Origin of the sequence: Microbacterium indicum DSM 19969, assembly GCF_000422385.1 — a bacterium.
Taxonomy (GTDB): domain Bacteria; phylum Actinomycetota; class Actinomycetes; order Actinomycetales; family Microbacteriaceae; genus Microbacterium; species Microbacterium indicum.
On record NZ_AULR01000008.1, the window covers coordinates 50,788 to 74,838 of the forward strand.

Annotated in this window: 25 protein-coding genes; 13 read left to right on the plus strand and 12 right to left on the minus strand. The window is 73.1% G+C overall.

Annotated elements, in window-relative coordinates:
- Positions 1-28: 28 nt before the first annotated feature.
- From H576_RS0108265 to H576_RS0108275, 3 genes are all read left to right on the plus strand, one after another.
- A complete protein-coding gene (locus H576_RS0108265; protein WP_029150544.1) occupies positions 29-1,351 on the plus strand; it encodes an ABC transporter substrate-binding protein in 1,323 nt (440 codons plus the stop codon).
- 67 nt (positions 1,352-1,418) lie between these two features.
- Positions 1,419-2,408, plus strand: coding sequence for a carbohydrate ABC transporter permease (locus H576_RS0108270; protein ID WP_084502589.1), 990 nt, complete (start codon positions 1,419-1,421; stop codon positions 2,406-2,408).
- Positions 2,401-3,240, plus strand: coding sequence for a carbohydrate ABC transporter permease (locus H576_RS0108275; protein WP_029150546.1), 840 nt, complete (start codon positions 2,401-2,403; stop codon positions 3,238-3,240). Before H576_RS0108270 ends, H576_RS0108275 begins: the two co-directional genes overlap by 8 nt.
- Before the next feature lie 54 nt (positions 3,241-3,294).
- Here H576_RS0108275 and H576_RS0108280 read toward each other — a convergent pair whose 3' ends face one another.
- The 5 genes from H576_RS0108280 to H576_RS0108300 form a co-directional block, all read right to left on the minus strand.
- Positions 3,295-4,098, minus strand: coding sequence for a siderophore-interacting protein (locus tag H576_RS0108280; RefSeq protein WP_029150547.1), 804 nt, complete (start codon positions 4,096-4,098; stop codon positions 3,295-3,297).
- Positions 4,099-4,155: 57 nt separating this feature from the next.
- Positions 4,156-4,968: an aggregation-promoting factor C-terminal-like domain-containing protein gene (locus H576_RS0108285; protein WP_029150548.1), complete on the minus strand. Its 813-nt coding sequence runs from the start codon at positions 4,966-4,968 to the stop codon at positions 4,156-4,158.
- 284 nt (positions 4,969-5,252) lie between these two features.
- Complete coding sequence (locus H576_RS0108290; protein ID WP_029150549.1) at positions 5,253-5,453, minus strand: hypothetical protein; 201 nt, start codon at positions 5,451-5,453, stop codon at positions 5,253-5,255.
- 7 nt (positions 5,454-5,460) lie between these two features.
- On the minus strand, positions 5,461-6,345 hold the full coding sequence (locus H576_RS0108295) for a DNA-3-methyladenine glycosylase family protein (protein WP_029150550.1): 885 nt from the start codon (positions 6,343-6,345) through the stop codon (positions 5,461-5,463).
- Positions 6,346-6,616: 271 nt separating this feature from the next.
- A complete protein-coding gene (locus H576_RS0108300; RefSeq protein WP_036320041.1) occupies positions 6,617-7,342 on the minus strand; it encodes a winged helix-turn-helix domain-containing protein in 726 nt (241 codons plus the stop codon).
- Between the two features lie 373 nt (positions 7,343-7,715).
- On the opposite strand from H576_RS0108300, the gene H576_RS0108305 reads away from it, so the two are divergent.
- Genes H576_RS0108305 through H576_RS0108315 form a run of 3 tightly spaced genes read left to right on the plus strand, consistent with a single transcriptional unit; the run spans position 7,716 to position 8,688 of the window.
- Positions 7,716-7,997, plus strand: coding sequence for a GNAT family N-acetyltransferase (locus H576_RS0108305; protein WP_029150552.1), 282 nt, complete (start codon positions 7,716-7,718; stop codon positions 7,995-7,997).
- 44 nt (positions 7,998-8,041) lie between these two features.
- On the plus strand, positions 8,042-8,311 hold the full coding sequence (locus H576_RS0108310; protein ID WP_029150553.1) for a hypothetical protein: 270 nt from the start codon (positions 8,042-8,044) through the stop codon (positions 8,309-8,311).
- The gene (locus H576_RS0108315) at positions 8,308-8,688 is read left to right on the plus strand and encodes a type II toxin-antitoxin system VapC family toxin (RefSeq protein WP_029150554.1); all 381 of its coding nucleotides are present in this window, start codon (positions 8,308-8,310) and stop codon (positions 8,686-8,688) included. The genes H576_RS0108310 and H576_RS0108315 overlap by 4 nt, the downstream gene beginning before the upstream one ends.
- 37 nt (positions 8,689-8,725) lie before the next feature.
- Here the strand turns inward: H576_RS0108315 and H576_RS0108320 are convergent, their stop codons facing one another.
- Positions 8,726-9,502: an SseB family protein gene (locus H576_RS0108320; RefSeq protein WP_029150555.1), complete on the minus strand. Its 777-nt coding sequence runs from the start codon at positions 9,500-9,502 to the stop codon at positions 8,726-8,728.
- Positions 9,503-9,620: 118 nt separating this feature from the next.
- Complete coding sequence (locus tag H576_RS0108325) at positions 9,621-11,390, minus strand: helicase HerA-like domain-containing protein (RefSeq protein ID WP_029150556.1); 1,770 nt, start codon at positions 11,388-11,390, stop codon at positions 9,621-9,623.
- A 51-nt stretch (positions 11,391-11,441) separates the two neighbouring features.
- Between H576_RS0108325 and H576_RS0108330 the strand changes: the two genes are divergently transcribed.
- The 7 genes from H576_RS0108330 (at position 11,442) to H576_RS0108360 (ending at position 21,934) form a co-directional block, all read left to right on the plus strand.
- Positions 11,442-12,887, plus strand: coding sequence for a DUF3375 domain-containing protein (locus H576_RS0108330; protein ID WP_029150557.1), 1,446 nt, complete (start codon positions 11,442-11,444; stop codon positions 12,885-12,887).
- The gene (locus H576_RS0108335) at positions 12,880-13,527 is read left to right on the plus strand and encodes a DUF4194 domain-containing protein (protein ID WP_029150558.1); all 648 of its coding nucleotides are present in this window, start codon (positions 12,880-12,882) and stop codon (positions 13,525-13,527) included. The genes H576_RS0108330 and H576_RS0108335 overlap by 8 nt, the downstream gene beginning before the upstream one ends.
- Entirely contained in the window at positions 13,524-16,868 is a 3,345-nt protein-coding gene (locus H576_RS0108340; protein WP_029150559.1) for an ATP-binding protein, read from the plus strand. Before H576_RS0108335 ends, H576_RS0108340 begins: the two co-directional genes overlap by 4 nt.
- Before the next feature lie 43 nt (positions 16,869-16,911).
- A complete protein-coding gene (locus H576_RS0108345) occupies positions 16,912-18,069 on the plus strand; it encodes an exonuclease SbcCD subunit D (protein ID WP_029150560.1) in 1,158 nt (385 codons plus the stop codon).
- Positions 18,066-21,035, plus strand: a complete 2,970-nt coding sequence (locus H576_RS0108350; RefSeq protein ID WP_029150561.1) for an AAA family ATPase — start codon at positions 18,066-18,068, stop codon at positions 21,033-21,035. Before H576_RS0108345 ends, H576_RS0108350 begins: the two co-directional genes overlap by 4 nt.
- Positions 21,036-21,101: 66 nt before the next feature.
- The gene (locus H576_RS0108355) at positions 21,102-21,278 is read left to right on the plus strand and encodes a hypothetical protein (RefSeq protein ID WP_245559145.1); all 177 of its coding nucleotides are present in this window, start codon (positions 21,102-21,104) and stop codon (positions 21,276-21,278) included.
- Between the two features lie 44 nt (positions 21,279-21,322).
- Positions 21,323-21,934, plus strand: coding sequence for a tRNA-specific adenosine deaminase (locus H576_RS0108360; RefSeq protein ID WP_029150563.1), 612 nt, complete (start codon positions 21,323-21,325; stop codon positions 21,932-21,934).
- Here H576_RS0108360 and H576_RS14980 read toward each other — a convergent pair.
- From H576_RS14980 to H576_RS0108385, 5 genes are all read right to left on the minus strand, one after another.
- Entirely contained in the window at positions 21,910-22,281 is a 372-nt protein-coding gene (locus tag H576_RS14980; protein ID WP_051172456.1) for a hypothetical protein, read from the minus strand. The genes H576_RS0108360 and H576_RS14980 overlap by 25 nt on opposite strands.
- Positions 22,278-22,895 (minus strand): Asp23/Gls24 family envelope stress response protein, encoded by a 618-nt coding sequence (locus tag H576_RS0108370; protein ID WP_029150564.1) that lies wholly within the window; start codon positions 22,893-22,895, stop codon positions 22,278-22,280. The genes H576_RS14980 and H576_RS0108370 overlap by 4 nt, the downstream gene beginning before the upstream one ends.
- Positions 22,892-23,458 (minus strand): RNA polymerase sigma factor, encoded by a 567-nt coding sequence (locus H576_RS0108375; RefSeq protein WP_051172458.1) that lies wholly within the window; start codon positions 23,456-23,458, stop codon positions 22,892-22,894. The genes H576_RS0108370 and H576_RS0108375 overlap by 4 nt, the downstream gene beginning before the upstream one ends.
- A gap of 15 nt (positions 23,459-23,473) precedes the next feature.
- Positions 23,474-23,740 carry a GlsB/YeaQ/YmgE family stress response membrane protein gene (locus H576_RS0108380; RefSeq protein WP_029150566.1) on the minus strand — a complete coding sequence of 89 codons (267 nt, stop codon included), beginning with the start codon at positions 23,738-23,740 and terminating at the stop codon, positions 23,474-23,476.
- Between the two features lie 69 nt (positions 23,741-23,809).
- Positions 23,810-23,983 carry a CsbD family protein gene (locus H576_RS0108385; protein WP_029150567.1) on the minus strand — a complete coding sequence of 58 codons (174 nt, stop codon included), beginning with the start codon at positions 23,981-23,983 and terminating at the stop codon, positions 23,810-23,812.
- Between the last annotated feature and the right edge of the window lie 68 nt (positions 23,984-24,051).

The window sequence follows — 24,051 nt, forward strand, 5'->3', positions numbered from 1 at the left end:
CAACGGCGAGAAACAAGGAGAGCATCACATGAGCACCAAGCGAACCATCCGGTGGATGTCCGGATTCGCGGCGGCGGGATTGGCGGTGGCCGGCCTCGTCGGCTGCTCGTCGACCTCGGCCGACGGCAACACGATCACCTACTGGGCCAGCAACCAGGGTGCGTCCGTCACGCAGGACGAGGAGATCCTGCAGGAGTCGATCGACCGCTTCACCGAGGAGACGGGCGTCGAGGTCGAGCTCGAGGTCATCCCGTGGAGCGACCTCTACAACCGCATCCTCACGGCGGTGTCGAGCGGCGAGGGCCCCGACGTCCTCAACATCGGCAACACGTGGGCCGTGTCGCTGCAGGCGTCCGGCGCCTTCGAGCCCGTCGAGGGCGACTTCCTCGACAAGCTCGGCGGCGAGGACCGCTTCCTCGCGTCGAGCTGGGCGACGGGCGGCGCGGAGGGCCAGGCTCCCACGTCGGTCCCGCTCTACGGCCTCGCGTACTCGCTGTACTACAACACCGCGATGTTCGAGGCGGCGGGGATCACCGAGCCCCCCGCCACATGGGACGAGTTCGTCGAGGACGCGAAGAAGCTCACGATCGACACCGACGGCGACGGCGAGATCGACCAGTGGGGAGTCGCCCTCGCGGGCCAGCGCACGTCGAACAACGTGCACCAGGCGTTCATCCGCGGCCTCCAGAACGGCGGGGCGCTGTACGACGACGACGGCCAGCCCGACTTCGCGAACGACGGCGTCGTGGCGGGCGTCAACCAGTGGGTCCAGCTCATGGGCGAGGACGGCGTCGTGAGCCCCTCGAACGCCGAGCTGACCGAGGGCAACGAGATGGTCGCCGACTTCGTCGACGGCAACTCGGCGATGTTCTTCGACCAGGCGCCGGGCAAGACCCTCGACGAGGCCGGCATGACCGACTACGCGGCCGCACCCGTTCCCATGATGACGGCGGACGCGACGGGGCTCGAGGGCACCCAGAGCCACGTCGCGGGCATCAACGTCAGCGTCTTCGCGAACTCCGACAACAAGGAGGCCGCCGAGGACTTCGTCGCGCACCTGACGAGCGACGACGAGCAGATCTACCTCAACCAGCGCTTCACCTCGCTGCCGATCGTCACGGCGGCGTACGACGACGAGGCGTTCCAGAGCGACGACATCGCGATGAAGCAGGAGATCCTCGCCGAGCACGCGCAGCCGATGCCGCTGTACCCCAGCGAGGGACAGATGGAGACGCTCGTCGGCGAGGCGATCAACGGGCTCTTCGCCCAGATCGCGCAGGGCGGCACCGTCACGGAGGACGACGTGAGGTCGGCTCTCGAGGACGCCGACTCGCAGATGCCGGCGAGCTGACCGGACCCGACCGAGAGACACGCGCGGGGCGCCTCACGGGGCGCCCCGCGTCGTCGAAGGGACATCCATGGCCATCATCACGACATCGACGGTGAAGACCCATCGCCCGGACGAGAACCCGGGACCGTACATCCTCGAGAACCCGCGCAAGCAGAAGCGCGTGTGGCTCCCGTACTGGCTCATCGCGCCCGCCGGCGTGATGGAGCTCCTCATCCACATCGTGCCGATGATCCTCGGCGTGTACATCGCGTTCATCTCGCTGACGCAGTACTCGATCGCGAACTGGACGGCCGCGCCGTTCGTCGGCCTCCAGAACTTCGTCCAGGGGCTCGACCCCGAGGGCCCGATCGGCAGCCAGTTCTACGGCGCGATCCTCCGCACCATCGCGTTCACGGTGATCGTCGTCGCCTTCGCCTGGGCGATCGGGATGTTCGCCGCCGTGCTGCTCTCGTCGAAGTTCCGCGGCAACGGGATCTTCCGCACGCTCTTCCTCGTGCCGTACGCGCTCCCGAGCTACGTCGGGACGATCGCGTGGGCGTTCATGTTCAACCAGCGCGACGGCGTCATCAACCGCTTCCTCGTGGACGACCTCGGGATCCTCGACGAGCGGCCCTTCTGGCTCCTCGGCGGCAACGCCTTCTGGGCCATGGTGATCGTGACGATCTGGCAGTTCTGGCCGTTCGTGTTCCTCATGCTCCTCGCGGCGCTGCAGTCGATCCCGAGCGACGTCTACGAGGCCGCCGCCCTCGACGGCGCGAGCCTGTGGCGGCAGTTCCGCTCGATCACGCTCCCGATGGTGCGCCACGCCAACACCGTGCTGCTCCTGATCCTCAGCCTCTGGATCTTCAACCAGTTCAACGTGCCGTACGTGCTGTTCGGACCGTCGTCGCCCGCCGAGGCGACCCTGATCTCCCCGCTCATCTACCAGCAGTCCTTCAACAACTGGAACTTCGGCGTCGGCGGCGCGATGAGCGTGCTCCTGCTCATCGTCCTGCTCATCGCGTCGGCGTTCTACATCCGCCTCGTCATGCCGAAGGGCAGGTCCGCCGATGATTGAGACCCGCGGATTCCGCATCCTCCGAGTCTTCGGGCTCATCTTCCTGAGCCTCCTCGTCCTCATCCCCGTCTACGTCGTCCTCGCGACCTCGGTCAAGCCGCTCGAGGACGTGCGCGGGGTCTTCACGTGGATCCCGTCGCGGATCACCCTCGAGCCGTACTTCCAGATCTGGCAGACGGTTCCGCTCGGGCGCTACTTCGTCAACAGCCTCATCGTCACGGTGACAGCGACGGCGTTCTCGGTCGTGCTCGCGATCCTGGCGTCGTACGCCATGTCGCGGTTCGCGTTCCGGGGGTCGCGCGGGTTCAGCCTCGTCGTCCTCTCGACGCAGATGTTCCCCGGGATCCTGTTCCTGCTGCCGCTGTTCCTGATCTTCTCGCAGCTGCAGAGGGTGATCGGGATCCAGCTCACGGGCTCGTACCTGGGGCTCATCCTCACGTACATGACGTTCTCGCTGCCCTTCGCGATCTGGATGCTCTCGGGCTTCTTCGCGTCGATCCCCAAGGAGCTCGAGGAGGCCGCGATGATCGACGGCACGGGGCGCATCGGCGCGCTGATCCGCGTCGTGCTGCCCGTCGCCCGCCCCGGCATCATCGCCGTGACGGTGTACTGCTTCATCACGGCGTGGAGCGAGGTGCTGTTCGCGAGCGTGCTCACGAACAACGCGACCCGCACCCTCGCGATCGGCCTGCGCGCCTACTCGTCGCAGACCGACGTCTACTGGAACCAGCTGATGGCGGCCTCGGTCGTGGTCTCGCTGCCCGTCATCATCGGGTTCATGATCGTGCAGCGCCACCTCATCGCAGGGCTGTCGTCGGGTGCGGTGAAGTAGCGCTCCGCAGACCGGTCGGCGACTGAGCGGCGCAGCCTCCCGGGGCTGCGCCGCTCAGTGCGCGGCGTGGTACGAGGAACCGGTCTCGGCGGCCTTCCAGTAGCCCTTGATGACCGTCTTGTCGGGGTCCTGGCCCCAGCGGTCGCAGGCGAGCGCGCGGCCGGCCCTGACGACGGCCTTCTCGGCCGCGATGAAGACGAAGGGGTCCGTTCCGGGGCGGTCGGCCTCGCCCAGGGCGTCGAGCGCCGCGACGAGCGCCGATCCCGGTGCGGCGTCGCCGCGGTGCAGGTACTCGACCGCGACGGGGGCCTCGATCGGCACCTCGTGCGACGCGTCGGGGACCTCGACGAGGATCCGCACGGCGGCGCCCGCGGGCAGGGCGTTCGCGTATCGGCGGATCTGCGGGATCGCCGTCTCGTCGCCCGCGAGGAACCAGCCGTCGGGTGTGCCCTCGATGCGGCGCGACCCGCGGGGGCCGCCGATGCCGATGACCGACCCGAGCTCGGCCGTGTCGGCCCACACGCCCGCGACGCCCTCGTCGCCGTGCACCTGGAACTCGAGGTCGACGTAGTGCGCGCCCTGCTCGGTCGTCCCCCAGAACAGCGGGGTGTACTCGCGGCTCGGCGCCGCGCGCATCTCCTCGACGGTCTCGACGCGCGACTCCGGGAGGAAGATCCGCACGTGGTCGTCGACCCCCGTGCCGCCGAAGCCCTCGAGCTCGGGCCCCTCGAGCCGCACGCGCACGTACCCGGCGGTGATCCGCTCGCGCTGCGTGAGCGTCGCGAAGCGGAACCGGAGGTCGAGCATCTCGCCCTCGATCGAGAAGGAACCTGGGGAGGTCGGGAGGGGCGTCGTCATGGAAGTTAGGCTAACCTACCCGCATTCGGGTGAGGGCCAAGCTCGGCCCTGATCCGCTCAGTACCAGTTGACCGACTGCGAGTGCGCCCACGCCGAGCAGGGCGTGCCGTACGACGCCGCGATGTACTGCAGGCCCCAGGCGATCTGCGTCGACGCGTTGGTCTCCCAGTCGCTCGCGATCGTTCCCATCTTCGAGCCGGGGAGGGCCTGCGGGATCCCGTAGGCGCCGCTCGACGCGTTGGAGGCCTGGTAGTTCCAGCCCGACTCCTTGGTCCACAGCGAGTCGAGGCACGCGAACTGGTCGGATCCCCAGCCGTAGTCGTCGGCGGCCATCTGGGTCGCCGTCGCCTTCGCGCCCTCGACCGTGTTGGCCTCGGCGAGGGCCTCGGCGGCGGCCGCGGCCTCCTCGGCCTCCTTCGCCGCCTGCTCCTCGGCCTTCTTCTTCTGCTCGGCCTCGTACGCCGTGATCGCGTCGGTCACGGTGCCCGTCGCGTCGTCGACGTCGCTCGTCGCCGAGGCGACCATCGCCTCGGGCATCTTCTCGTAGCCCGAGAGGACGTCGACGGCCGACTGCAGGTCGTCGGTGTCGACCTTGCCGCTCGCGCGGTCGAGCAGCTGCTGCGCGGCGTCGAGGGCCGACTTCGCGTCGTCGGCCGTCTGGCCCGTCGCGAGCGTGACGGCGCCCGACTCGAAGCGCGGGGCGGGGGATCCCGTCGCGGCCATCGCGGTGCCTCCGCCGATCACGACGATGCCGACCGCCGCGGCGACGCCGACGCTGACGAGTCGGTTGCGGCGCTCCTTCTCCTTGCGGAGGAGGCGCAGGTGGTTGGCGCGGGGGAACGGGGTGAGGAGCGGGGTCTCGCCAGTCATCTATCGGGCATCCAGAACGTCTCGGGTATGTGCCGCGAGGGTCACCGGCACGAGGATCGATACTGACGCATACGAACTGGGTGCGGGGCGGAAAGGGGCCGATCGCGCCGCGGAATGGCGGTCGAATCGACCACTGGCAGGCGTTTTCCTGAGAGCGGTGCCCGGACCCCCGCGATCCGCATGCTGACGCGGATCGCGGGGGAGTGGGCGCCTTTGGTAACGAACCGATAACGGCCGAGGGATCAGAGTTTCCTTCGAGACCCGTGGGAGCACGGGCCGCGGGCTCAGAGCTCGGCGCCGTCGTCGTGGTCGTCGTAGTAGCCCTGGTGCCCGCCGCGCTTCGATTCGCCCGCGATGAGCGCGCCGACGCCGATCGCGAGCCCGATGACGAGGCCCAGCCAGACGCTGCCGAGGATCACGCCGACGAGCGCCGCGAGCGCGAAGAAGCCGACGGCGATGAGGACCGACCGCGTGCGCTTCGTCATGCGTCCATCATCGCGCGCGGTGGTCCTCGGGCGCGAGCCGCGGGGCCCGGCGCGGTTCGCGCGGTCCGTGCGCCCGGATGAGCCGGATCACCCGCTGCCGGTGCCCCCGCCACGGCTCGAGCAGCTCGAGCATGCCGTCGTCGTCGACGCGGGATCCCGTGAGCGCGTAGCCGACCTCGTGCGCGAGGTGGAAGTCGCCGACGCTCACGGCGTCGGGATCGCCGAGCGCGCGCGCCCGCGTCTCGGCCGCGGTCCACGGGCCGATCCCGGGCAGCCTCTCGAGCGCATCGGGCCGCGCGGCGACCGACGCGGCCCGCTGCGCCGTGCGGACGATCGTGCGCGACTGGAACGGCTCGGCGCCCGCTCGATGCCAGCCCCAGGAAGGGATCCGCCGCCACTCGTCGGCCGTGGGCGGCGCGAACATCGGCTGCGGCGTGGGGCCGGGCGCGCGCTCGCCGAACCAGGTGACGATGCGGCGCCAGGCGGCGAACGCCGCGACGGCCGTGACCTTCTGCTCGAGGACGGCCTGCGCGAGCGCGTCGAAGAGCCCGTCGGTGCGGGAGAGACGGAGACCGTGCGCGCGCTCCGCCGCCGCGCGGACGACGGGATGGCGCGCCGCGTCGAAGCCCTGCTCGTGGTCGAGCGCGCCGCACAGCGCGGGCACCTGCGCGAGCGCCCACGCGGCGCCCGGCCCCCACGCGGCCGCGCGCACGGATCTGTCGCCCTGCGCGGCGAGGGCGACGGTCGCGACGCCGTCGGGCGTGCGGCTCGCGCGCCAGATCACGCCGCGCGCCACCTGCATCGTCGGATCGCCCGGCCCGCGCTGGACCACGCCGACGGTCGCCCCGACGTCCAGCGCCCGGCCCGGGCGATAGGTGGTCTCGAGGGGCATGCGTCAACGGTATGCGGGGCGTCTGACATTCGCTGTATGAGCGTGCCGCTGCTGCGCAGGCGGCGGGTGTGCCGCTGCGTCCGGGTGCCGCTGCGGGCAGGTGCCGCTGCGCGGGCAGGGCCCGGGCGGCGCAGTCCCCCGCGGCTTCGCCGCTCCCGCCAGGCCCGTTGCCGGCGCCGCCCGGGCCCTGCCCGCTTCGCTCCCTCTCGGGGGACCGGGGCGGGGCGTGCTGGGCTGCGTCAGAGGGAGGGAGGAGAGGGGAGTCCGGGGCTCAGAACCGGTCGGGGGAGGGGGCGCCCGCGCCGTAGCGGATCGTGACGTCGGCGTGGCGGTCGAAGCGGTAGCCCGCGCCCCGCACGGTGCGGACGATGTCCTCGTAGCGGCCGAGCTTCGCGCGCAGACGGCGGACGTGCACGTCGATCGTGCGCTCGCCCGGGGCGTCGGCGTCGCCGGCCTGCCAGAGCGACTCGACGAGCTCGATGCGCTCGATCGTGCGGCCTTCGCGCAGGACGAGGTACTGCAGGAGCTCGAACTCCTTGTAGGTGAGCGCGGCCGACTCGCCGTCGATCACGACGCGCTTGCGCGAGATGTCGACCGTGACGCCCGCATTGCGGTCGGGGGCCGGGGTCTCGGCCTTCTGCCGCGCGACGGCGCCCGGCTCCTTGAGCGCGAGGCGGACGACGTCGATGTCGCGCCCGCCGGCCTGCTGCGGGGCGAGGGCGACCGTCGCGTAGGTCTCGGCCTGCGGCGAGAGCTCGGCGATCGTGCGGCGCAGGGCGTCGACGAGGGTGTTGAGGCTCACGCCGTCGGCGGCGGCCGCGGCCTCGTCGAGGCCGACGTACAGCGCGAATCCGCGCGGCTCGGTGCCGGCGGGGAGGCGAGAAGGCTGATCGTTCACGGGGCGGAGGCGGGTCGCAGGGTGGGCGGAGCGGGCGATCTGCCGCTCCTGCTGGGAGATTACCGGGCGGATGGGCGTGACGGCGGCGAGAGCAGACATCGGAGTGTCCTCCAGAAGATGACGGATCCGTGGATCCGAAGACGTTGTCGAAAGGAGCGGCACCTCAACGGGTGACGCGGGGATCCGATCCACCTGCCGCGCGACGCGCGCGGACGGCCGGGCTGGGAAAAGCGGCCGGGGGAACGGGGGAGGGTGCGGTCTGGCGGAGACTCACGCACACATTCGACAGCGCATGGCGACACGCGGCATCATCATGCCGTGGCATCCGTTCGCCTCCAGGGCGGACAGGGTGCGGGTGTCGTCAGTCATGGCCACGATTGTGACGTCGTGCGGCGCCCCATGTCAAAGGATCACGGTCTCTGTTTCGTCGTGTGACGGAATGCGGCGCCGCGCTCGGCGGTTGGATGGGTGCATGGACATGACCGTCGAAGACGCCCCCGAGAGCCGGCGCTTCGAACTGCGCCGGGGCGACGAGCTGCTGAGCGTGCTCGACTACCGCATCTCGGGCGACGTGATCTCGTTCACCCGCGCCTTCACGAACCCCGCGCACCGCGGGCACGGGTACGCGGCCGTCGTGACGGAGGGCGCCGTCGACGACGCCGAGCGGCGCGGGCTGCGGGTCGTGCCGATGTGCTGGTACGTCGCGCAGTGGTTCGAGGAGCACCCCGAGCGCGGGGCGCTGATCGCGGCCTGACGATCGAGGTGCTGCACCGATGCGGTCGGTGCTACACTTCCATCATGCCCACCGCACTCCCGCGGCACTCGATCACGGAGACGCCGGATGTCGCAGCGGCGCTTCGCGCTGCGTCACGACGGTGGCCCGAAGACGCGGCGAGGCCTGCCGCGCTCCTGCGCCGCCTCATCGACGAGGGGGGACACGCCATCGGGCAGCAGAATGACGCGGCGCGCGCTCGTCGCCTCGCGGCGCTGGATGAGGCGGCGGGAGCGCTGACGGGAACATACGAAGCCGGGTACCTCGATGCGCTGCGCGACGAGTGGCCCGCGTGATCACCCTCGACGCGGGCGTGATCATCGCGCTCTTCGACGCCGACGACGCGCATCATGAGCGTGCCGTCGAACTCCTTCGGGCGCACATCGACGAGCCGTTCCAGGTGAGCGCCCTCAACCTCGCGGAAGCGCTCGTCGGGGCCACGCGGGCGGGGCGATCGGCGACGATGCTCGCGCGCCTCGAATCGCTCGAGGTCTCCGTCCGTCCGATCGGAGGGGATGCCGCGGAGCGCCTGGCCGAGATCCGTGCGCACACCGGCGGCAGGATGCCCGACTGCTGCGTTCTGCTCGCCGCGGAGGAGTCGGGCTCGCGTGTGGCGACCTTCGACGTCAAGCTCGCTTCCTCGGCGGAGAAGCTTGAGCTCGAGGTTCTGTAGGCGCAGCGCGGTCCGCGGCCGGCGGCCTCGTGGAGCCTTACGCGGCGAAGAGGTCCAGCGGCAGCTCGGCGGCCGGGCCCGCGGGGTTGACGACGAGGCCCGTCATGCCGTCCTCGCGCGCGGCCGCGATGATCTTCTCGAGGTCGGTTGGCTGGGCGGTCGCGCGCGGCTCCCAGGCCCACAGCTCTGCGGGGCTCGTGAAGACGCCGTGCAGCACGGATCCGTCGGGCTTCGTCGCCGACGCCAGGTGGAATCCGATCGTCTCGCCGTCGTCGCCGGACACGGGGATCCCGCCGACGTAGAGGACGGCCTCGCGGAGGATCCGCACGAACTCGTCGATCTGCACGCCGCCGTCGACGAGCGCGGCGGCGAGGCGGGCGGCGTCGGCGGGGGAGTCGCCGAAGGCGCGGGTGATCTCGGAGGAGTAGGCGACGTACGCGCCGGGCGTGCCGGCGTCGATCGCGATGCCGTCGTGGTTGTCGAGCGCCTGCTTCAGCGCGGCGGCCGCCGGCTGAGCGAGCGAGCGCGCGGCGGGGTTCTGCGCGTAGGCCTGGAGGAGCGCGTTGTCGGTGAAGGCGAGGAGCAGATCCCGATCCTCGTCGCCCATGATCGAGGTGACGACGAGCTTGTCGCCCTCCTGCATGGGGTTGTCGGCGTCGGCGAACTCGGACGCGCTGATGTCGAGCAGCAGCTCGCCCGCCATCGCGCGCCGCAGCACATCGCTGTGCGTCTGGGCGTCCTTCCGCTCGGCCCACACGGCGAGGGCCTCCTGGACGCGTTCGTTACGGACGGGCTTCGCCTGCTTCTCGGACATCGGATCCACGGTACGGGATGGGCCGAGACTCTGACGATCCGCCGAGCCCCTGGCGATGACGCCGGGATCGGCAAGGATCCGGCTGATCGTCAGAGTCTCAGGCGCCGGGGCGGGCGCGTCAGCGCCGCCGCCCGGTCCCGAAGAGGCCGCGGACCACGCCCGACACCACGGTGCGGGTGAGGGCGGATCCGAGCACCTGCTCGAGGGGCGACTTCGGGGCGCGGGAGGAGGTCGTGCGCTTGCGCGGTTCGGAGCGGCGCTCCTCGGCGCGGATCGCCTTGAGCTGGCGCTCGTACTCCTTGTCGGCCTCGGCGCGGGACTTCGCGACCGCGGCGGCCTCCTCGGCGGCCCGCTCCTCCTCCTCGGCCTTGCTCAGCCGCGCGGTGAGGATCTCGTGGGCCGACTCGGGATCCACGGGGTCTCCGTACGTCTGGAGAAGGGGAGACGCCGCGACGACCGAGGCGATCGTGCCGTCGGGGGCCGTCGTCATGAGGCCCTGCGGCGCCCGGACCCGCGTCCACGCGACGGGGGTCGGCGCGCCCTTCTCGCTCATCACCGTGACGATCGCCTCGCCCGTGCCGAGCCCCAGCAGCACCTGCTCGAGGTCGTAGCCCGACTTCGGGTAGGTGCGGACCGTCGCCGAGAGCGCCTTCTGGTCGTCGGGCGTGAAGGCGCGCAGCGCGTGCTGGATCCGCGACCCGAGCTGCGCGAGCACGTCGCCCGGCACGTCCTTCGGGGTCTGCGTGATGAAGAACACCCCGACGCCCTTCGAGCGGATGAGCCGCACCGTCTGCACGATCGACGCGAGGAAGTCCTTCGACGCGTCCGTGAAGAGAAGGTGCGCCTCGTCGAAGAAGAACACGAGCTTCGGCTTGTCCTGGTCGCCGACCTCGGGCAGCACCTCGTACAGCTCGGCGAGCAGGTACATGAGGAATGTCGAGAACAGCGCGGGCTTCGACGCGACGCCGGGCAGTTCCAGGAGGCTCAGGACGCCGCGTCCGTCGGGGGCCGTGCGGATCAGGTCGGTCACGTCGAACTCGGGGACGCCGAAGAACTGCTCGGCGCCGTCGGCCGCGAAGGCCACGAGCTCGCGCAGGATCACGCCGGCCGTGGCCTTCGAGATCCCTCCGATGCCCTCGAGCTCGGGCTTGCCCTCGTCGCTCGTGAGGTAGGCGAGGACGGATCGCAGATCCTCGAGGTCGACGAGCGCGAGCCCGTTCCGGTCGGCGTAGTGGAAGACGAGCTGCAGGCTCGACTCCTGCGTGGCGTTGAGCCCCAGGACCTTGCTCAGCAGCAGCGGCCCGAACCCGCTGACCGACGCGCGGATCGGCACGCCGACTCCGGCGTTCGACGCGCGGTCGCCGCCGAGGGCGAAGAACTCGACGGCCGACGCCTTCGCCTGCCACTCCTGCCCGATCGCCGAGGTGCGCGCCGTGAGCTTCTCGCTCGCCTCGCCCGGAACCGCGACGCCCGAGAGGTCGCCCTTCATGTCGGCCGCGAAGACGGGGACGCCCTTGTCGGCGAGCTGCTCGGCGATGCCCTGCAGCGTGCGGGTCTTGCCGGTTCCCGTCGCGCCCGCGATCAGGCCGTGGCGGTTCATCATGCCGAGCGGGATCCGGATCTGCGCGTCGGCGACGGGGGATCCGTTGACGAGCGCCCCGACGTCGAGCGTCGACCCCTCGAAGGCGTAGCCGGCGCGGATCGCCTCGACGCCCTCGGCCGGGAGCGGGCCGTCGCATGTCGCGGCCGGGGGAGCGGGCTCGGGAGCGGGAACCGGCTCCGGTTCCGCCGCGGCCTCGGCCGCCGCCTTCTCGGCCTCGGCGAGCGCGGCGGCCGCCTTCTCTGCCTCGGCGCGGAGGCGGGCCAATTCGGACTCAGACGCTGCCATGCCTGAACAGTACCGAGAAGGTGCGACGTCGCGGTCGCGTAATCTCGACGGGTGACTCGAACCCGCGCGGAAGCCGCCTATCAGCGCGCGCTCGCGGCGTTCCGGACGCCGACCCTCGACCTGCTGCACGGCCGCCAGGCGCCGTTCGTCGTCGCCGCGCTCACGAGCATCTTCACCGCCGACCGCCCCGCCGTCGCGGTGAGCGACGCGCACGTCGAGGTCGACGAGATCCTCGGCGAGCTGCGCGCCGCCGGCTACGACGACGACGATCGCGGCCTTCCGGCCGGCCAGGCGCGCGAGATCTGCCGCTACTGGGTGCGCGTCGGGTGGCTGATCCCGCAGATCGAGGACGACGTCGAGGTCTACCGCCTCTCCGCGCACGCGGTGGGCGCGCTCGAGATCACGGGCCGCACGGGCGGCCGCACCCGCGTCTCGACGTCGCGCGTGCGCACGCTCCTCGACGCCGTCGACCGGCTCGCGGGCGACGCCGACCTGGATCCGGAGCGCCGCCTCGAGCGCCTCACGGGCGAGAAGCGGCGCCTCGAGCAGGAGATCGCCCGCCTCGAGCAGGGCGAGCACGAGCCGCTCGACGACGAGGAGCTGCTCGAGGAGGCCGAGAACGTCCTCCACCTCGCGCGCGAGCTTCCGGCCGACTTCACGCGCGTCGCCGAGTCGATCAAGCAGATGCAGCGCGATGTCGTCGCCGACCTCCGCCGCGACGTGCGGCCGACGGGCGAGGTGCTGCGCGAGTACCTCGAGCGCGGTCAGCACATCATGCAGGCGACGCCCGAGGGCCGCGCCTTCGCGGGCGCCCTGCGCCTCATCGGGGATCCCGACCGCATCGACGACCTCACGGGCGACCTCCACGCGCTGCTCGCGCAGCCCTTCTCGCGCCTGCTCGACCCCGCCCAGCGCGTCGAGCTCGACGCCATCGCGCGCCGCGTCGAGCAGGGCGTCGAGGACGTCCTCACGGCCCAGCGCCGCGCCTCGCACGTCATCACGCAGCAGGTGCGCACGCACGATCCGGTTCGCGACCGGCAGGTCGACGACCTGCTCCGCGACGTCATGGCCGGCCTGCAGGCGTGGCAGGGCGACGGATCCGTGGATCCCCTCGGCAGCCTCCCGACGGTCGACGTCGGGCAGCTGCGCCAGACGCTCGGCGACATCCGCCCGCCCGGCGCGCCCGCGCCGCTGACCGAGGCCGACGACGTCGAGCTCATCGACGGCGACACCCGCGCGTGGGGCGGCCCGCACTACGCCGAGCTCGAGGAGTACGTCCGGGGCCTCGGCGACTTCGATCTGGCAGAGGCGTTCGCGGGATCCCCGTCGCGCCGCCCCGTCGACCTCGTCGGCCTGCTCGAGATCACCCTGCGCGGCGACACGGAGGACGGCGGGGAGATCTCGTACGCCGAGGCCCTCCGGCCCGACGGCACGACGAGGAGATTCGCGTTCGGGGCCGTCTCCGCGCGCGCGAAGAAGGAGCAGACCGATGACTGACGCACCGTTCATCGACCCCGTCGCGATGGAGGAGGACCCCGACGAGCTGTTCGCCGGGGACCGCGGCGTCCTCGACGCCGACGTGCGCCGCGTCCTCGTGCACGTGCTCCAGCGCCGCTTCCTCTCGGCCGAGCGCAACCGCGCCGAGTGGACGACGCTCCTCGACAACCAGGCCCTCGTCGAGTCGCGCCTCAACGACCTGTTCGTGCGCCTCGTCGTCGACCACGACCGCGGCTTCGCCTACAAGCAGCAGGTGCGCGGCGACGAGATCGACGTTCCGATCCTCCTGCGCGACCAGGCGTACAGCCGCACCGAGACCCTCGTGCTCGTGCACCTGCGCACGGTCTTCCAGCGCGAGCACGTCGCGGGGGAGCCCGCCGCGCGGGTCGACATCGAGGACATCGAGCAGACGGTGCTCAGCTACTTCGCCGGCGACGACGGCGACACCGCCCGGCGCCAGCGCGCCGTCCGCGCGGCGGTCGAGCGCCTCGACCGCGAGGGCGTCATCGACGAGGAGACGGCGGGCCGGTACCGGATCAGCCCGCTCATCGAGATCGTCATGAGCGCCGAGAAGCTCCGCGAGCTGCGCGACTGGTTGCGCGAGCGCGGGGCGGAAGAGGACGAGGAGGACGCCAGGTGACGATGCTCGAGACCCTGTTCGGGCTGATCCCCGCGGGATCGCGCGGCCAGCAGTGGCTCGCGGGCGAGCTGCAGCTCGTGAACTGGGGCGGATACGACGGCCATCACCGCGTGCGCTTCTCGCCGACGGCGACGCTCCTCGTGGGCGGATCCGGCACGGGCAAGTCGACGCTCATGGACGCCTACATCGCGCTCATGATGCCCCACACGACGCCCTTCAACGGGGCGTCGAACGGCGGCGTGACGGGGCGCCCGCGCGGCGAGGACCAGCGCAACATCCTGTCGTACAGCCGCGGCAAGATCGACGAGACCCGCACCGACGACGGCACGAAGGTGCGCGTCCTGCGCGGCGACGGCGAGGACACGTGGACGGCCGTCTCGATGACGTGGATCGACCACGACGGATCCCGCTTCACGGCCGTCCGCGCCTGGTACGTCCCGGCGACCGCGCGCGTTCTCGAGGAGGCCGTGCGCGTGCGCGCCACCGTCGACGGCGCGTTCGACCTCGCGGCGCTCGAGGAGGCGGCCGCGCGGCGCTTCAGCGACACGGCGCTGCGCGCGGCGGGGCTCGACCCTGTCGCGACCGACCGCGAGTTCTCCGCGCGCCTGCACGCCGTCCTCGGCATCGGCGCCGCGGGCGCGGGCGCGAAGGCGATGAGCCTGCTCGCGCGGATCCAGGCGGGCCAGCAGATCACGACGGTCGACGACCTCTACAAGCGCATGGTGCTCGAGGAGCCCGAGACGCTCGTGACCGCCGACGCCGTCGTCGCGCACTTCGACGAGCTCGACGCGACGCGCACCCGCATGCTCGTCGCGCGGGCGCAGGTCGACGCCATCGCGCCGATCCGCGGGCTGCGCGAGCGAATCCGCGCCGCCGCCGAGCGCGAGCGGCTCATCGACGAGGTGGGCGACGTGTCGGACGCCTCCTCGCTCGCCGCCCTCTGGCGCGCGCGCCGCCGGCTCGACCTGCTGCGCGACGTCGAGGGCGAGCTCGGCCGCCGCACGCGCGAGATCGACGCCGTCCGCCGCGAGAAGCAGGCGCTCGCCGACGCCGCGGACGCCGAACGCGACGGCCTCGTGGAGGTGCTCCGGAACGCCGGGGGAGACCGCCTCGAGACCGCCCAGCGCGAGCTGCGCGACGCCGAGCGGCGCCTCGCCGCTGCCGAGCGCCGCCGCGAGATCTTCGACGCCGACGTCGCGTCGCTCGGGGCGAGCGCCGCGACGCGCGAGGAGTTCGACGCGCTCGCGGGCGCGGCGCGGAGGGCGCTCGCGGATCGCGACGCCCGCGGGGCCGCGCGCGAGGCGTTCGTCGACGCCGCGGCCGAGCGCACGGCCGCGCGGTCGGCGCTCGGCGAGATCGACGCCGAGATGCGCGCGTCGCAGGGCGCGACGGGCGCGATCCCCTCGCACCTCGACCGCGCACGCCGCGAGCTCGCCGACGCGGCGGGGCTCGCGCCCGACGACCTGCCGTTCGTCGCCGAGCTCGTCGAGGTGCGCACGGAGTTCGAGCCGTGGCGCGAGGCGTTCGGGCTCGCGCTCGGGGGCTTCGCGACGACCCTGCTCGTCGACGCCGAGCGCCTCCCGGCGTTCCGCGCCGCGATCGAGGGCGTCCGCACGGGCGAGCGCCTGCGCTACGAGGGCGTCGAGACGGGGATCCCGGCTCCCGCGCCCGCCGACGCCCGCACGCTTCCGGGCCGCCTCGACTTCCGCGAGACCCCGTTCACGGGGTGGCTCCGCCAGCGCCTCGACGACCGCTACGCCTTCGTGTGCGTCGACAGCGCCGCCGAGTTCGGGCGGCATCGGCGCGCGTTGACGATCGGCGGCCAGGTGTCGGAGGGATCCCGCGGATCCCACGGCGGCCACGGGCGCCGCAGCGTCCTCGGGTTCTCGGCCGGGCGTCGCCAGCGCGAGCTCGAGCGCGCGCGCTTCGAGGCCGAGGCGCGCCTGCGCGACGCCGAGCTGGGCGTCGAGACGGCCGAGCGGGCGCTCGACGAGGTCGACGCGCGGCGCTCGGCGTTCGAGAAGATCGCCGACGTCACGTGGGACCAGGTCGACACGGCGTCGGCGGAGGCCGACCGCGAGCGCTGGACGGCTCTCGCGCAGGAGGTCGCCGCCGACAGCCCCGAGATCGCGGGCCTGCAGAGGCAGATCGACGACGCGCGGGCGCGGTCCGAGCGGCTGCGCGCCGAGGTCGCGCGCGCCGCGGTCGAGGCCGAGCAGATCGGAACCCGGTGGGGCGACGTCGTCGACGACGTCGACGCGAGCCAGGCCGTCATCGACGACGCCGAGCGCGCCGAGCGCGCGCTCACGGCGGCGCAGACGGCCTACCTCGACGAGCGCTTCGTGTACGAGGAGCACGACGAGCCGTCGCCCGCCGCGGCGCTCGACCGCTTCGACGCGGCTCTCCAGACCGCGACGCACCGCCTCCTCGAGGACCGCCGCGCCGCCGTCGAGGCGCACGGAGAGCAGCGCGAGAGCATGCGCCGGCTCATGCAGGGCTTCCTCGCGCGCTGGCCCAACCCGAACCTCCTCGCCGACCCCGACGCATCCGTCGGCGACTTCGAGCGGATCCTCGAGGCGCTCGAGACGAGCGGGCTGCACGAGCTCGAGGCCGAGTGGCGCGAGAGCCTCCTGAACCTCTCGGGCAACGACCTCGCGAACCTCGACGGATCCCTGAGCCGTGCGATGCGCGAGATCCGCGAGCGGATCGACCCCATCAACCGGATCATGCAGGATCTCCCGTTCGCCGACGAGGCGAGCCGCCTGCAGATCGTCACGCGCGAGGCGCAGTCGGAGGGCCGCCGGCGCTTCCGCCGCGAGCTGCGCGACGTCCGGGCCGCGATCGAGGCGGCCGAGAGCGACGGCGACCGCGAGCGCGTATACGAGCGGATGGCGAAGCTCATCTCGCGCTTCCGCCGCGAGGCCCCCGACTTCGCCGACCTCGTCGACGTGCGGCAGCACGTGCGGGTCAGCGCCGAGCGGGTCGACGCCGTGACGAAGGCTCACCAGGCGCTCTACGACCACATCGGGGAGAAGTCGGGAGGCGAGTCGCAGGAGCTCATCGCCTTCATCGTCGGCGCCGCCCTGCGCTACCAGCTCGGCGACGCGGGGGCGGAGCGGCCGCGGTACGCGCCGGTCTTCATGGACGAGGCGCTCATCAAGGCCGACGCCCACTTCACGAAGCGCGCGATCGGGGCCTGGCGCGGTCTGGGGTTCCAGCTCGTCATCGGCGCCCCGAACGACAAGTACAGCGCGATCGAGCCCCACGTCGACGTCGAGTACGACATCGTCAAGGACACCAAGGGCCGGTCGTGGGCCAAGCCGAAGGTCGGTCTCGACTGAGGCCGCCGTTCGCGTGTCGGAGGTGGACCGTATGGTGCGTCGCATGAGGATCCTGCACACGTCCGACTGGCACATCGGCCGGTCGTTCCACGGCAACGCGACGCTCGAGGCGCTCGCGGGCGTTCTGGGCGCCATCGTCGACCAGGTCGACGAGCACGGCGTCGACGTCGTCGTCGTGGCGGGCGACGTGTTCGACTCGGCGACGCCCGCCGCGGGCGCGTACACGCTGCTGACCGACGTGCTGCGGCGCATCCGCGAGGCCGGCGCACACGTCGTCATGACGAGCGGCAACCACGACTCGGCGGCGCGACTCGGCTTCCAGGCGCCCTTCCTCGGTGCGGCGGGGGTGCACGTCGTGACCGACCCCGCGTCGATCGGAGATCCGATCACGATCCGCGGGGTCGACTTCTACGGCATCCCCTACCTCGAGCCCGCGCTCGTGCGCGGCGTCTGGCCCGAGGCCGGGGTCCGCACGCAGGAGCAGGCGGTGCGGCACGCGATGGGGCTCGTGAACGCCGCGCGCGCGGGCCGCGACCGCCCCTCGGTCGCGATCGCGCACTGCTTCGCGGCCGGCGTCGAGCCGACGCCGCAGCTCGAGCGCGAGGTCCGCGCCGACCTGCGCCAGGGATCCCTCGACGTCGTGCCGCTCGCAGATCTCGCGGGGCCGAGCTACGTCGCGCTCGGCCACATCCACGGCCGCGCGGTGCTCGAAGACCGCGTGCGGTACTCGGGGGCGCCGCTGCACTACAGCTTCGGCGAGGGCTCCAAGCCCCGCGGGTCCTGGCTCGTCGACATCGACGACGACGGGTTCGTCGACGCGCAGTGGCTCGGCCTCCCCGTGCCGCGGCCGCTCGTGACGCTCCGAGGCACGCTCGCCGAGCTGCTCGAGGATCCCGCCCATGACGCGCACACCGAGAGCTGGGTGTGCGCCGTGCTGACCGACCGCGTGCCTCAGCCCGATCCGATGCGCCGCCTCCAGGCGCGCTTCCCGTTCTGCGCGGCGATCCAGCACGATCCCGCCGGCGCGGGCGACGAGCCGCGCCGCTCGTATCGCGAGCGCGTCGGCCGCGCCGCCCCCGACCAGCAGATCGTGGGCGACTTCCTCGACTTCGTCCGGCGCGGTGAGGGGGCGAGCGGCGACGAGCGCGCGCTCATCGCCGAGGTGATCGGCGAGCGCCGGGCCGCGGAGCAGACGGCATGAGGATCCACAGCGTCGAGGCCGCGGGGTTCGGGCCGTTCCGTGCGCGGCAGACGATCGACCTCGACCGCTACGCGGCCGACGGGCTCTTCCTCATCACGGGGCGCACCGGCACCGGCAAATCGAGCATCCTCGACGCGGTGTGCTTCGCGCTCTACGGGAAGACGCCGCGATCCGAGGACGGCGAGAGGCGCCTGCGCAGCGACCACGCCGAGCTCGGCGAGCCCACCGAGGTCGCGCTCGAGTTCTCGATCGACGCCGTGCGCTGGCGCATCGTGCGCAGCCCCGAGTACGAGCGCCCCAAGCAGCGCGGCGAGGGCACGACGACCGAGGCCGCCCGCGTCGAGATGTCCGAGTGGGTCGACGACGCGTGGGTCGGCCGGGCCGCGCGCGCCGTCGACGTCGGCACCCTCGTCGACGAGGTCGTCGGGCTCAGCGCGCAGCAGTTCCTGCAGGTGATCCTGCTCGCGCAGGGGCGCTTCGCGCACTTTCTCCTCGCGAAGAACGACGAGAGGCAGCGGCTTCTCCGCACTCTTTTCGGCACCAGGCGATTCGAAGACTACGAGGGCGCGCTCGACGCGCGGCGCCGCGACGCCGAGGCGCGCGTGGGTTCGCGGCGCCAGGCCCTGGAAGCCGCGCTCGAGCAGGCGGCGGGCGACGTCGAGCGCGCGCTGGGCGGGCCCGCGGGCGAGGCCGACGAGCCGATCGAGCGGCTCGGCGCGGCCGTCGACGCGGCGCGCTCGGCGCACGAGGCGGCCCTGGCACGGGAGGCCGACGCCCGCTCGGCGCGCGAGACGGCCGAGCGGGCGCGCGACGCCGTCCGGGCCATGCGCGACCACCAGGTGCGCCGCGACGCGGCTCGGGCGGTCGTCGCCGAACTCGACGCCTCGGCCGACCGCGAGAGCGGCCTGCGCGCCGAGCTCGAGGCGGCGCGGCGGGCCGAGGCGGTGCGGGGCCCCGCAGACGCCGCGCGGGTCGCCGTCGACGCCGAGTCCGAGGCCGCGGGGGCGGAGAGCCGCGCGCGCGACGCGTGGTCGGCCTCCCGCTCCGACGACGACCCCGCAGACGCCGCCCCTCCGGCCGAGCTCGACGCCTACGTCGCCGAGGCGCAGCGCCGCACGGGGGCATGGGAGGAGCTGCGCGATCGCGAGACGCGGCTCGCGGCGCGCGACGACGCGCTGTCCTCCCTCCGTGACGAGCTCGCCGGGCTCGAGGGCCGCGCGGCGCGCGTCGCCGAGCAGCGGGCTGCGCTCCCCGAGCGCATCGACCAGGCGCGGCAGGCGCTCGCGCAGGCGGCCGCGCGTGCCGCGCACCGTGAGCGCGTTGAGGAGCACATCGCGGCTCTCGACCAGCAGTTCCGGGCGCTGCAGGACGCCGCGCGACGGAGCGCCGCCTACGCCGCGGCCTCGGCCTCGGCCGCGGAGGCCGTCTCCGCCCGCCGATCCGCCGAGGAGGCGGTCGACCATCTGCACGCGCGCCGGCTGCTCGGGATCGCGGGCGAGCTCGCGGCGTCGCTCGAGCCCGGCGCCGCGTGCGCCGTGTGCGGATCGCTCGAGCACCCCGCGCCCGCCGCGCCCTCGGACGACGCCGTCACGCCCGAGGCGATCGACGATGCCGAGGCGCGGCGCGCCGCGGCTGCGGCGGCCGCCGACGCGGCGTCGACGGCGCGGCAGGCTGCCGAGGTCGCGCTCCGCGAGGCCGAGGCCCGCGCCGGCGGCCGCACCGAGGTCGAGGTCGAGGGCGACCTGATCGCGGCGCGAGACGAACTGGCCGACGCGCAGAGCGCGGCCGCCGAGAAGGCGGCGCTCGAGCGTCAGCTGGGCGAGCACGAACGAGCGCAGCGGCGGCTCGCCGACGAGGCCGACGCCGTGACGGCCGAGCGCGCGGCTCTCGCGGCGCGGATCGCGGCCGACGAGCAGCAGCTCGCCGCCGACCGCCGCGCCGTCGACGCGGCGCGCGGGCCCTTCGGGTCGGTCGCCGAGCGCATCGGGTCGACTCGGCGCCTCGCGTCGCGTGCCGCGGCCCTCGCCGAAGCCGTGCGCGAGTACGAGCGTGCCGCGGCCACGGCGGCCGGAGCCCGCGCCGACCTCGCCGACGCGCTCGGCGCGGCGGGCTTCGGCGATGACGTCGCCGCGCGCGACGCTCTGCGCGGCGACGACGCACGCGGGCGGATCGAGCGCGAGCTCTCCGAGCGCGGCGCCCGCCGCCTCGCCGCCGAGGCCGAGCTCGCGGGCCTCCCGCCCGAGCTGCCGGCGGATCCCGTCGACACGGCCCCCGCCGAGGCCGCCGTGGCGGGCGCCCGCGCCGCCGTCGACGCGGCGGTCGAGGATCGCACGGCGTCGGGTCGCGCAGCCGACGCGCTCGCCGAGGCCTGGACGCGAGCCGAGACCGTCCGCGCCGAGATCGCCGAGGCGGCGGGCCGGGCGCAGCTCGTCACCCGCCTGGCCGACACCGTCGCGGGGCGCCCGCCGAACGCGCAGCGCATGAACCTCGAGACCTTCGTGCTCGCGGCCGAGCTCGAAGAGATCGTCGAGGCGGCCAACGTGCGCCTCGCCGAGGTCAGCGACGGCCGCTACACGCTGCGCCACACCGACGCGCTCGCGCGCCGCGGCGCCGCCTCGGGCCTCGGGATCGAGGTCGTCGACGCCTTCACGGGCCGCGCCCGGCCGCCGCACTCGCTGTCGGGCGGCGAGACGTTCCTCGCGTCCCTCGCCCTCGCCCTCGGGCTCGCCGAGGTCGTGACGGGCCGCGCCGGGGGAGTCCGCCTCGACACGCTCTTCGTCGACGAGGGCTTCGGCTCGCTCGACGCCGACACCCTCGAATCGGCCATGCGCACGCTCGACGCGCTGCGCCAGGGCGGCCGCACCGTCGGCGTCATCAGCCACGTCGAGGCGATGCGCGAGCAGATCCCGGCGCAGCTGCGCGTGCGCCGGGTCCGCGAGGGGTGGAGCGTCGTCGACCAGGACTGACCGCCCGGGTAGCCTGGGTGGCATGACCCGCACCGGATCCCTCGCCCTCGACCCGAAGGCCGCATCGTGAAGACCTTCTGGTCCGTCCTCGGCGCGATCGTCGCCGTCGTCATCGCGATCGCGATCGTCCAGGCCCTCTTCTCGGTGATGTGGTTCCTGTTCAAGGCGGTCCTCGTGGTCCTCGTGGCGGTCGTCGTGTTCTTCGTCCTGCGGTCTCTGCTCGGACGCGCACGCAGCGAATAGCGGGCAGGCGAAAACGCGTAACAAACGCGACCTACTCTGGCGTCATGCAGTTCTCGACGCTCGCCCACACGTTCTCGCTCGACCTCCCCGCCTGGCTGGAGGACGAGCTCGCCCCGGTCCCCGAGGCGCTCCCGACCCGCGAAGAGCGAGTCGCCCTCGTCAACCGGCTCGCCGACCGCAACTGGCGTGAGGGCAACGGCGGCCCCTTCGCCGCGATCATCGTCGAGCGCGAGAGCGGCCGCATCGTCTCGGTCGGCGTCAACGTCGTGCTGTCGAACGACATCTCCCTCGGGCACGCCGAGGTGACGGCGATCGGCATGGCGCAGCAAGCGCTCGGTACGTGGGATCTCGGCGGCGAGGGCCTGCCCGAGCACGAGCTCGTCGTGAACTGGCGCCCCTGCGTGCAGTGCTACGGCGCAACGATGTGGTCGGGGATCACCTCGCTCGTCCTCGCGGGCCAGGGACCCGAGCTCGAGGAGCTCACGACCTTCGACGAGGGCCCCATGATCGCGACGTGGGCCGAGGACTTCGAGGCGCGCGGGATCCGGGTGGCGGTAGACGTCGCGAAGCCCGAGGCGATCGAAGTCTTCGAGCAGTACCGCGCCGCGATCGACGGCGGATCCATCACGGTCTACAACGCGCGCTCCGCCGCCTGATCGCCCGGACGACCGTCGTCGACGTGCACGACGGTCACCCGGACGATCGACGGGCCGGCGCCCCTCGCGTCGCACAGCGCGCGTACCGCCGCGTGCACGCGCCGGGCGGTCGCGGCGCCGCCGTGCGCGGCGTGCGCCCCGATCGCGACCTCGACCCGCGTTCCGTCTCGATCCCGCTCCACGCGGACGGGCGCGGCGTCCGCCGCGCGCACGCCGAGCGCCCGCGCTCCGGCATCGACGAGCTGCGACGCCGCGCCTCCCGGGGAGTAGAGCGCCGTCACGCCGGGGACCTCGCGCACCGCCTCGGCGATGTCGCCGGCGAGCCGCGTCTCTCGCTCGTCGGTCATCTGCTCTCCTCCCGGCCGCGGGGGCGGCGGACGTCTCGGACCGCGATGTCGACCGCGGCGAGATTCATGGACGTGTGGGCGCGCAGGCGCCCCCGGATCTCGACACGCAGCCGCCCCGCGAGCGCGGGGATCGGCTCGCCGTAGGGGACGCTGGCGTCGACGCGCACCCGGATCGGCTCGCCGGGCACCGTGACGTCGCCGTCGAAGCGGCACGCGCCGACGAGGACGCCGGGGAACGCCGTCTCCGCGGCCCGGATCACGCCGCGCACGGCGCCCTCGGTGATCCCGAGGTCGGCTCCGGGCGCGTCGCTGTCGAGCGGGATGCGGCGGCCGGCGCGCGCGTCGAGCGCGATGCCCGAGAGCACGCGCTGCACCCACCCGTCGTCGGGCTCGGGCTCCGCCGCGGTGTCGGCGGCGAGCAGCTCGGGGGTCAGGTCCCGGAGCCTCTCGAGCGCGTCGAGCGCGATGCGGCAGCCGGGCGAGCGGTCGATCGACGGGTCGGGCGGCGTGCGCCCGGCGTCGAGGTAGTCGGACAGCTCCTCGATCGTGTGGCCGTCGAGGTCCTCGGGGCCGACGCCGAGGACGGGGTCGCCCGGCGCGTCGTGTTCGTTCATCGCCACTCCTCCATCCGCACAATCAGGTCCCTGCGCGCCCTGGCGAGCAGGCCGCGCACCGTCGACGTCGGGATCCCGAGCTCGTCGGCGATCTCCGCGTAGCTGCACCCGCCGAGCTCCCGGAGGACCCAGCACTCCCGCTGCGGCGCGGGGAGGTTCGAGAGCGCCTCGCCGAGGGCGGCGACGCCCGCCCGCGCCTCGGCCTGCCGCGGCGGGGCCAGGAGCTCGGGAGCCGGCGCGTCGATCTCGGTGACGTCGGCGTGCGGTCGCGCCGCGCGGATGCGGTCGATGGCCTTGCGGCCCGTGATCCGCATCAACCAGCTCCTGACGCTCCCCGGATCCTCGAGGCGGGGCAGCTGCTCCCACGCGGTCACGAACGCGTCCTGCACGACGTCGTCGACATCGGCGCTCCCCGAGAGGATGCGGCGCGCGTACGCGCGCATGACGGGGGTGTGCCTTCGCACGAGCGCGGCGAACGCCGCCGCGTCGCCGTCGGCCGCTCGGCCGGCGACGATGCCGTCGTCGGCCGAGCGCAGCGGATCATCGCGATGATCTGTGCTCATCCCGCGTCCCCGCCGTCACTTCTTGGACCGGCGCCCCGTGATCAGGCCGTAGATCAGCAGGACCACGATGGACCCGCCGATCGCGAGAAGCCAGGTGGACAGGTCGAAGAATCCCTGCAGGTCGACGCCGAAGATCAGCCCGCCGAGCCACCCGCCGAGCAGCGCCCCGACGACGCCGAGCAGGAGCGTGACGAACCATCCGCCGCCCTGCTTCCCGGGGAGGATGAGTTTCGCGATCGCGCCCGCGAGCAGGCCGAGGATGAGAAAACCGAAGAAGCCCATGAGAGTCGTTCCTTTCGAAAGCACTGCGGGGATGCCGGCGGGGCGGAGCGCCCGCCCCGCCGGCGAGGGTCACTTCTTGAAGACGTCCTTGACGTCCTCGACCGTCTCCTTGACGGCGCCCTTCGCCTGGTCAGCCTTGCCCTCGGCGACGAGGTCGTCGTTGTCGGTCGCCTTGCCGACGGTCTCCTTGACGTGGCCGGCGGCCTTCTCGGCCGCGGCCTTGATCTTGTCCCCTGCACTCATCGTCGTGCTTCCCTTCTCTTTCTCTGCCGCCCCCGGTGCCGAGGGCGGTGGTCTGTGGTCATGCGTCG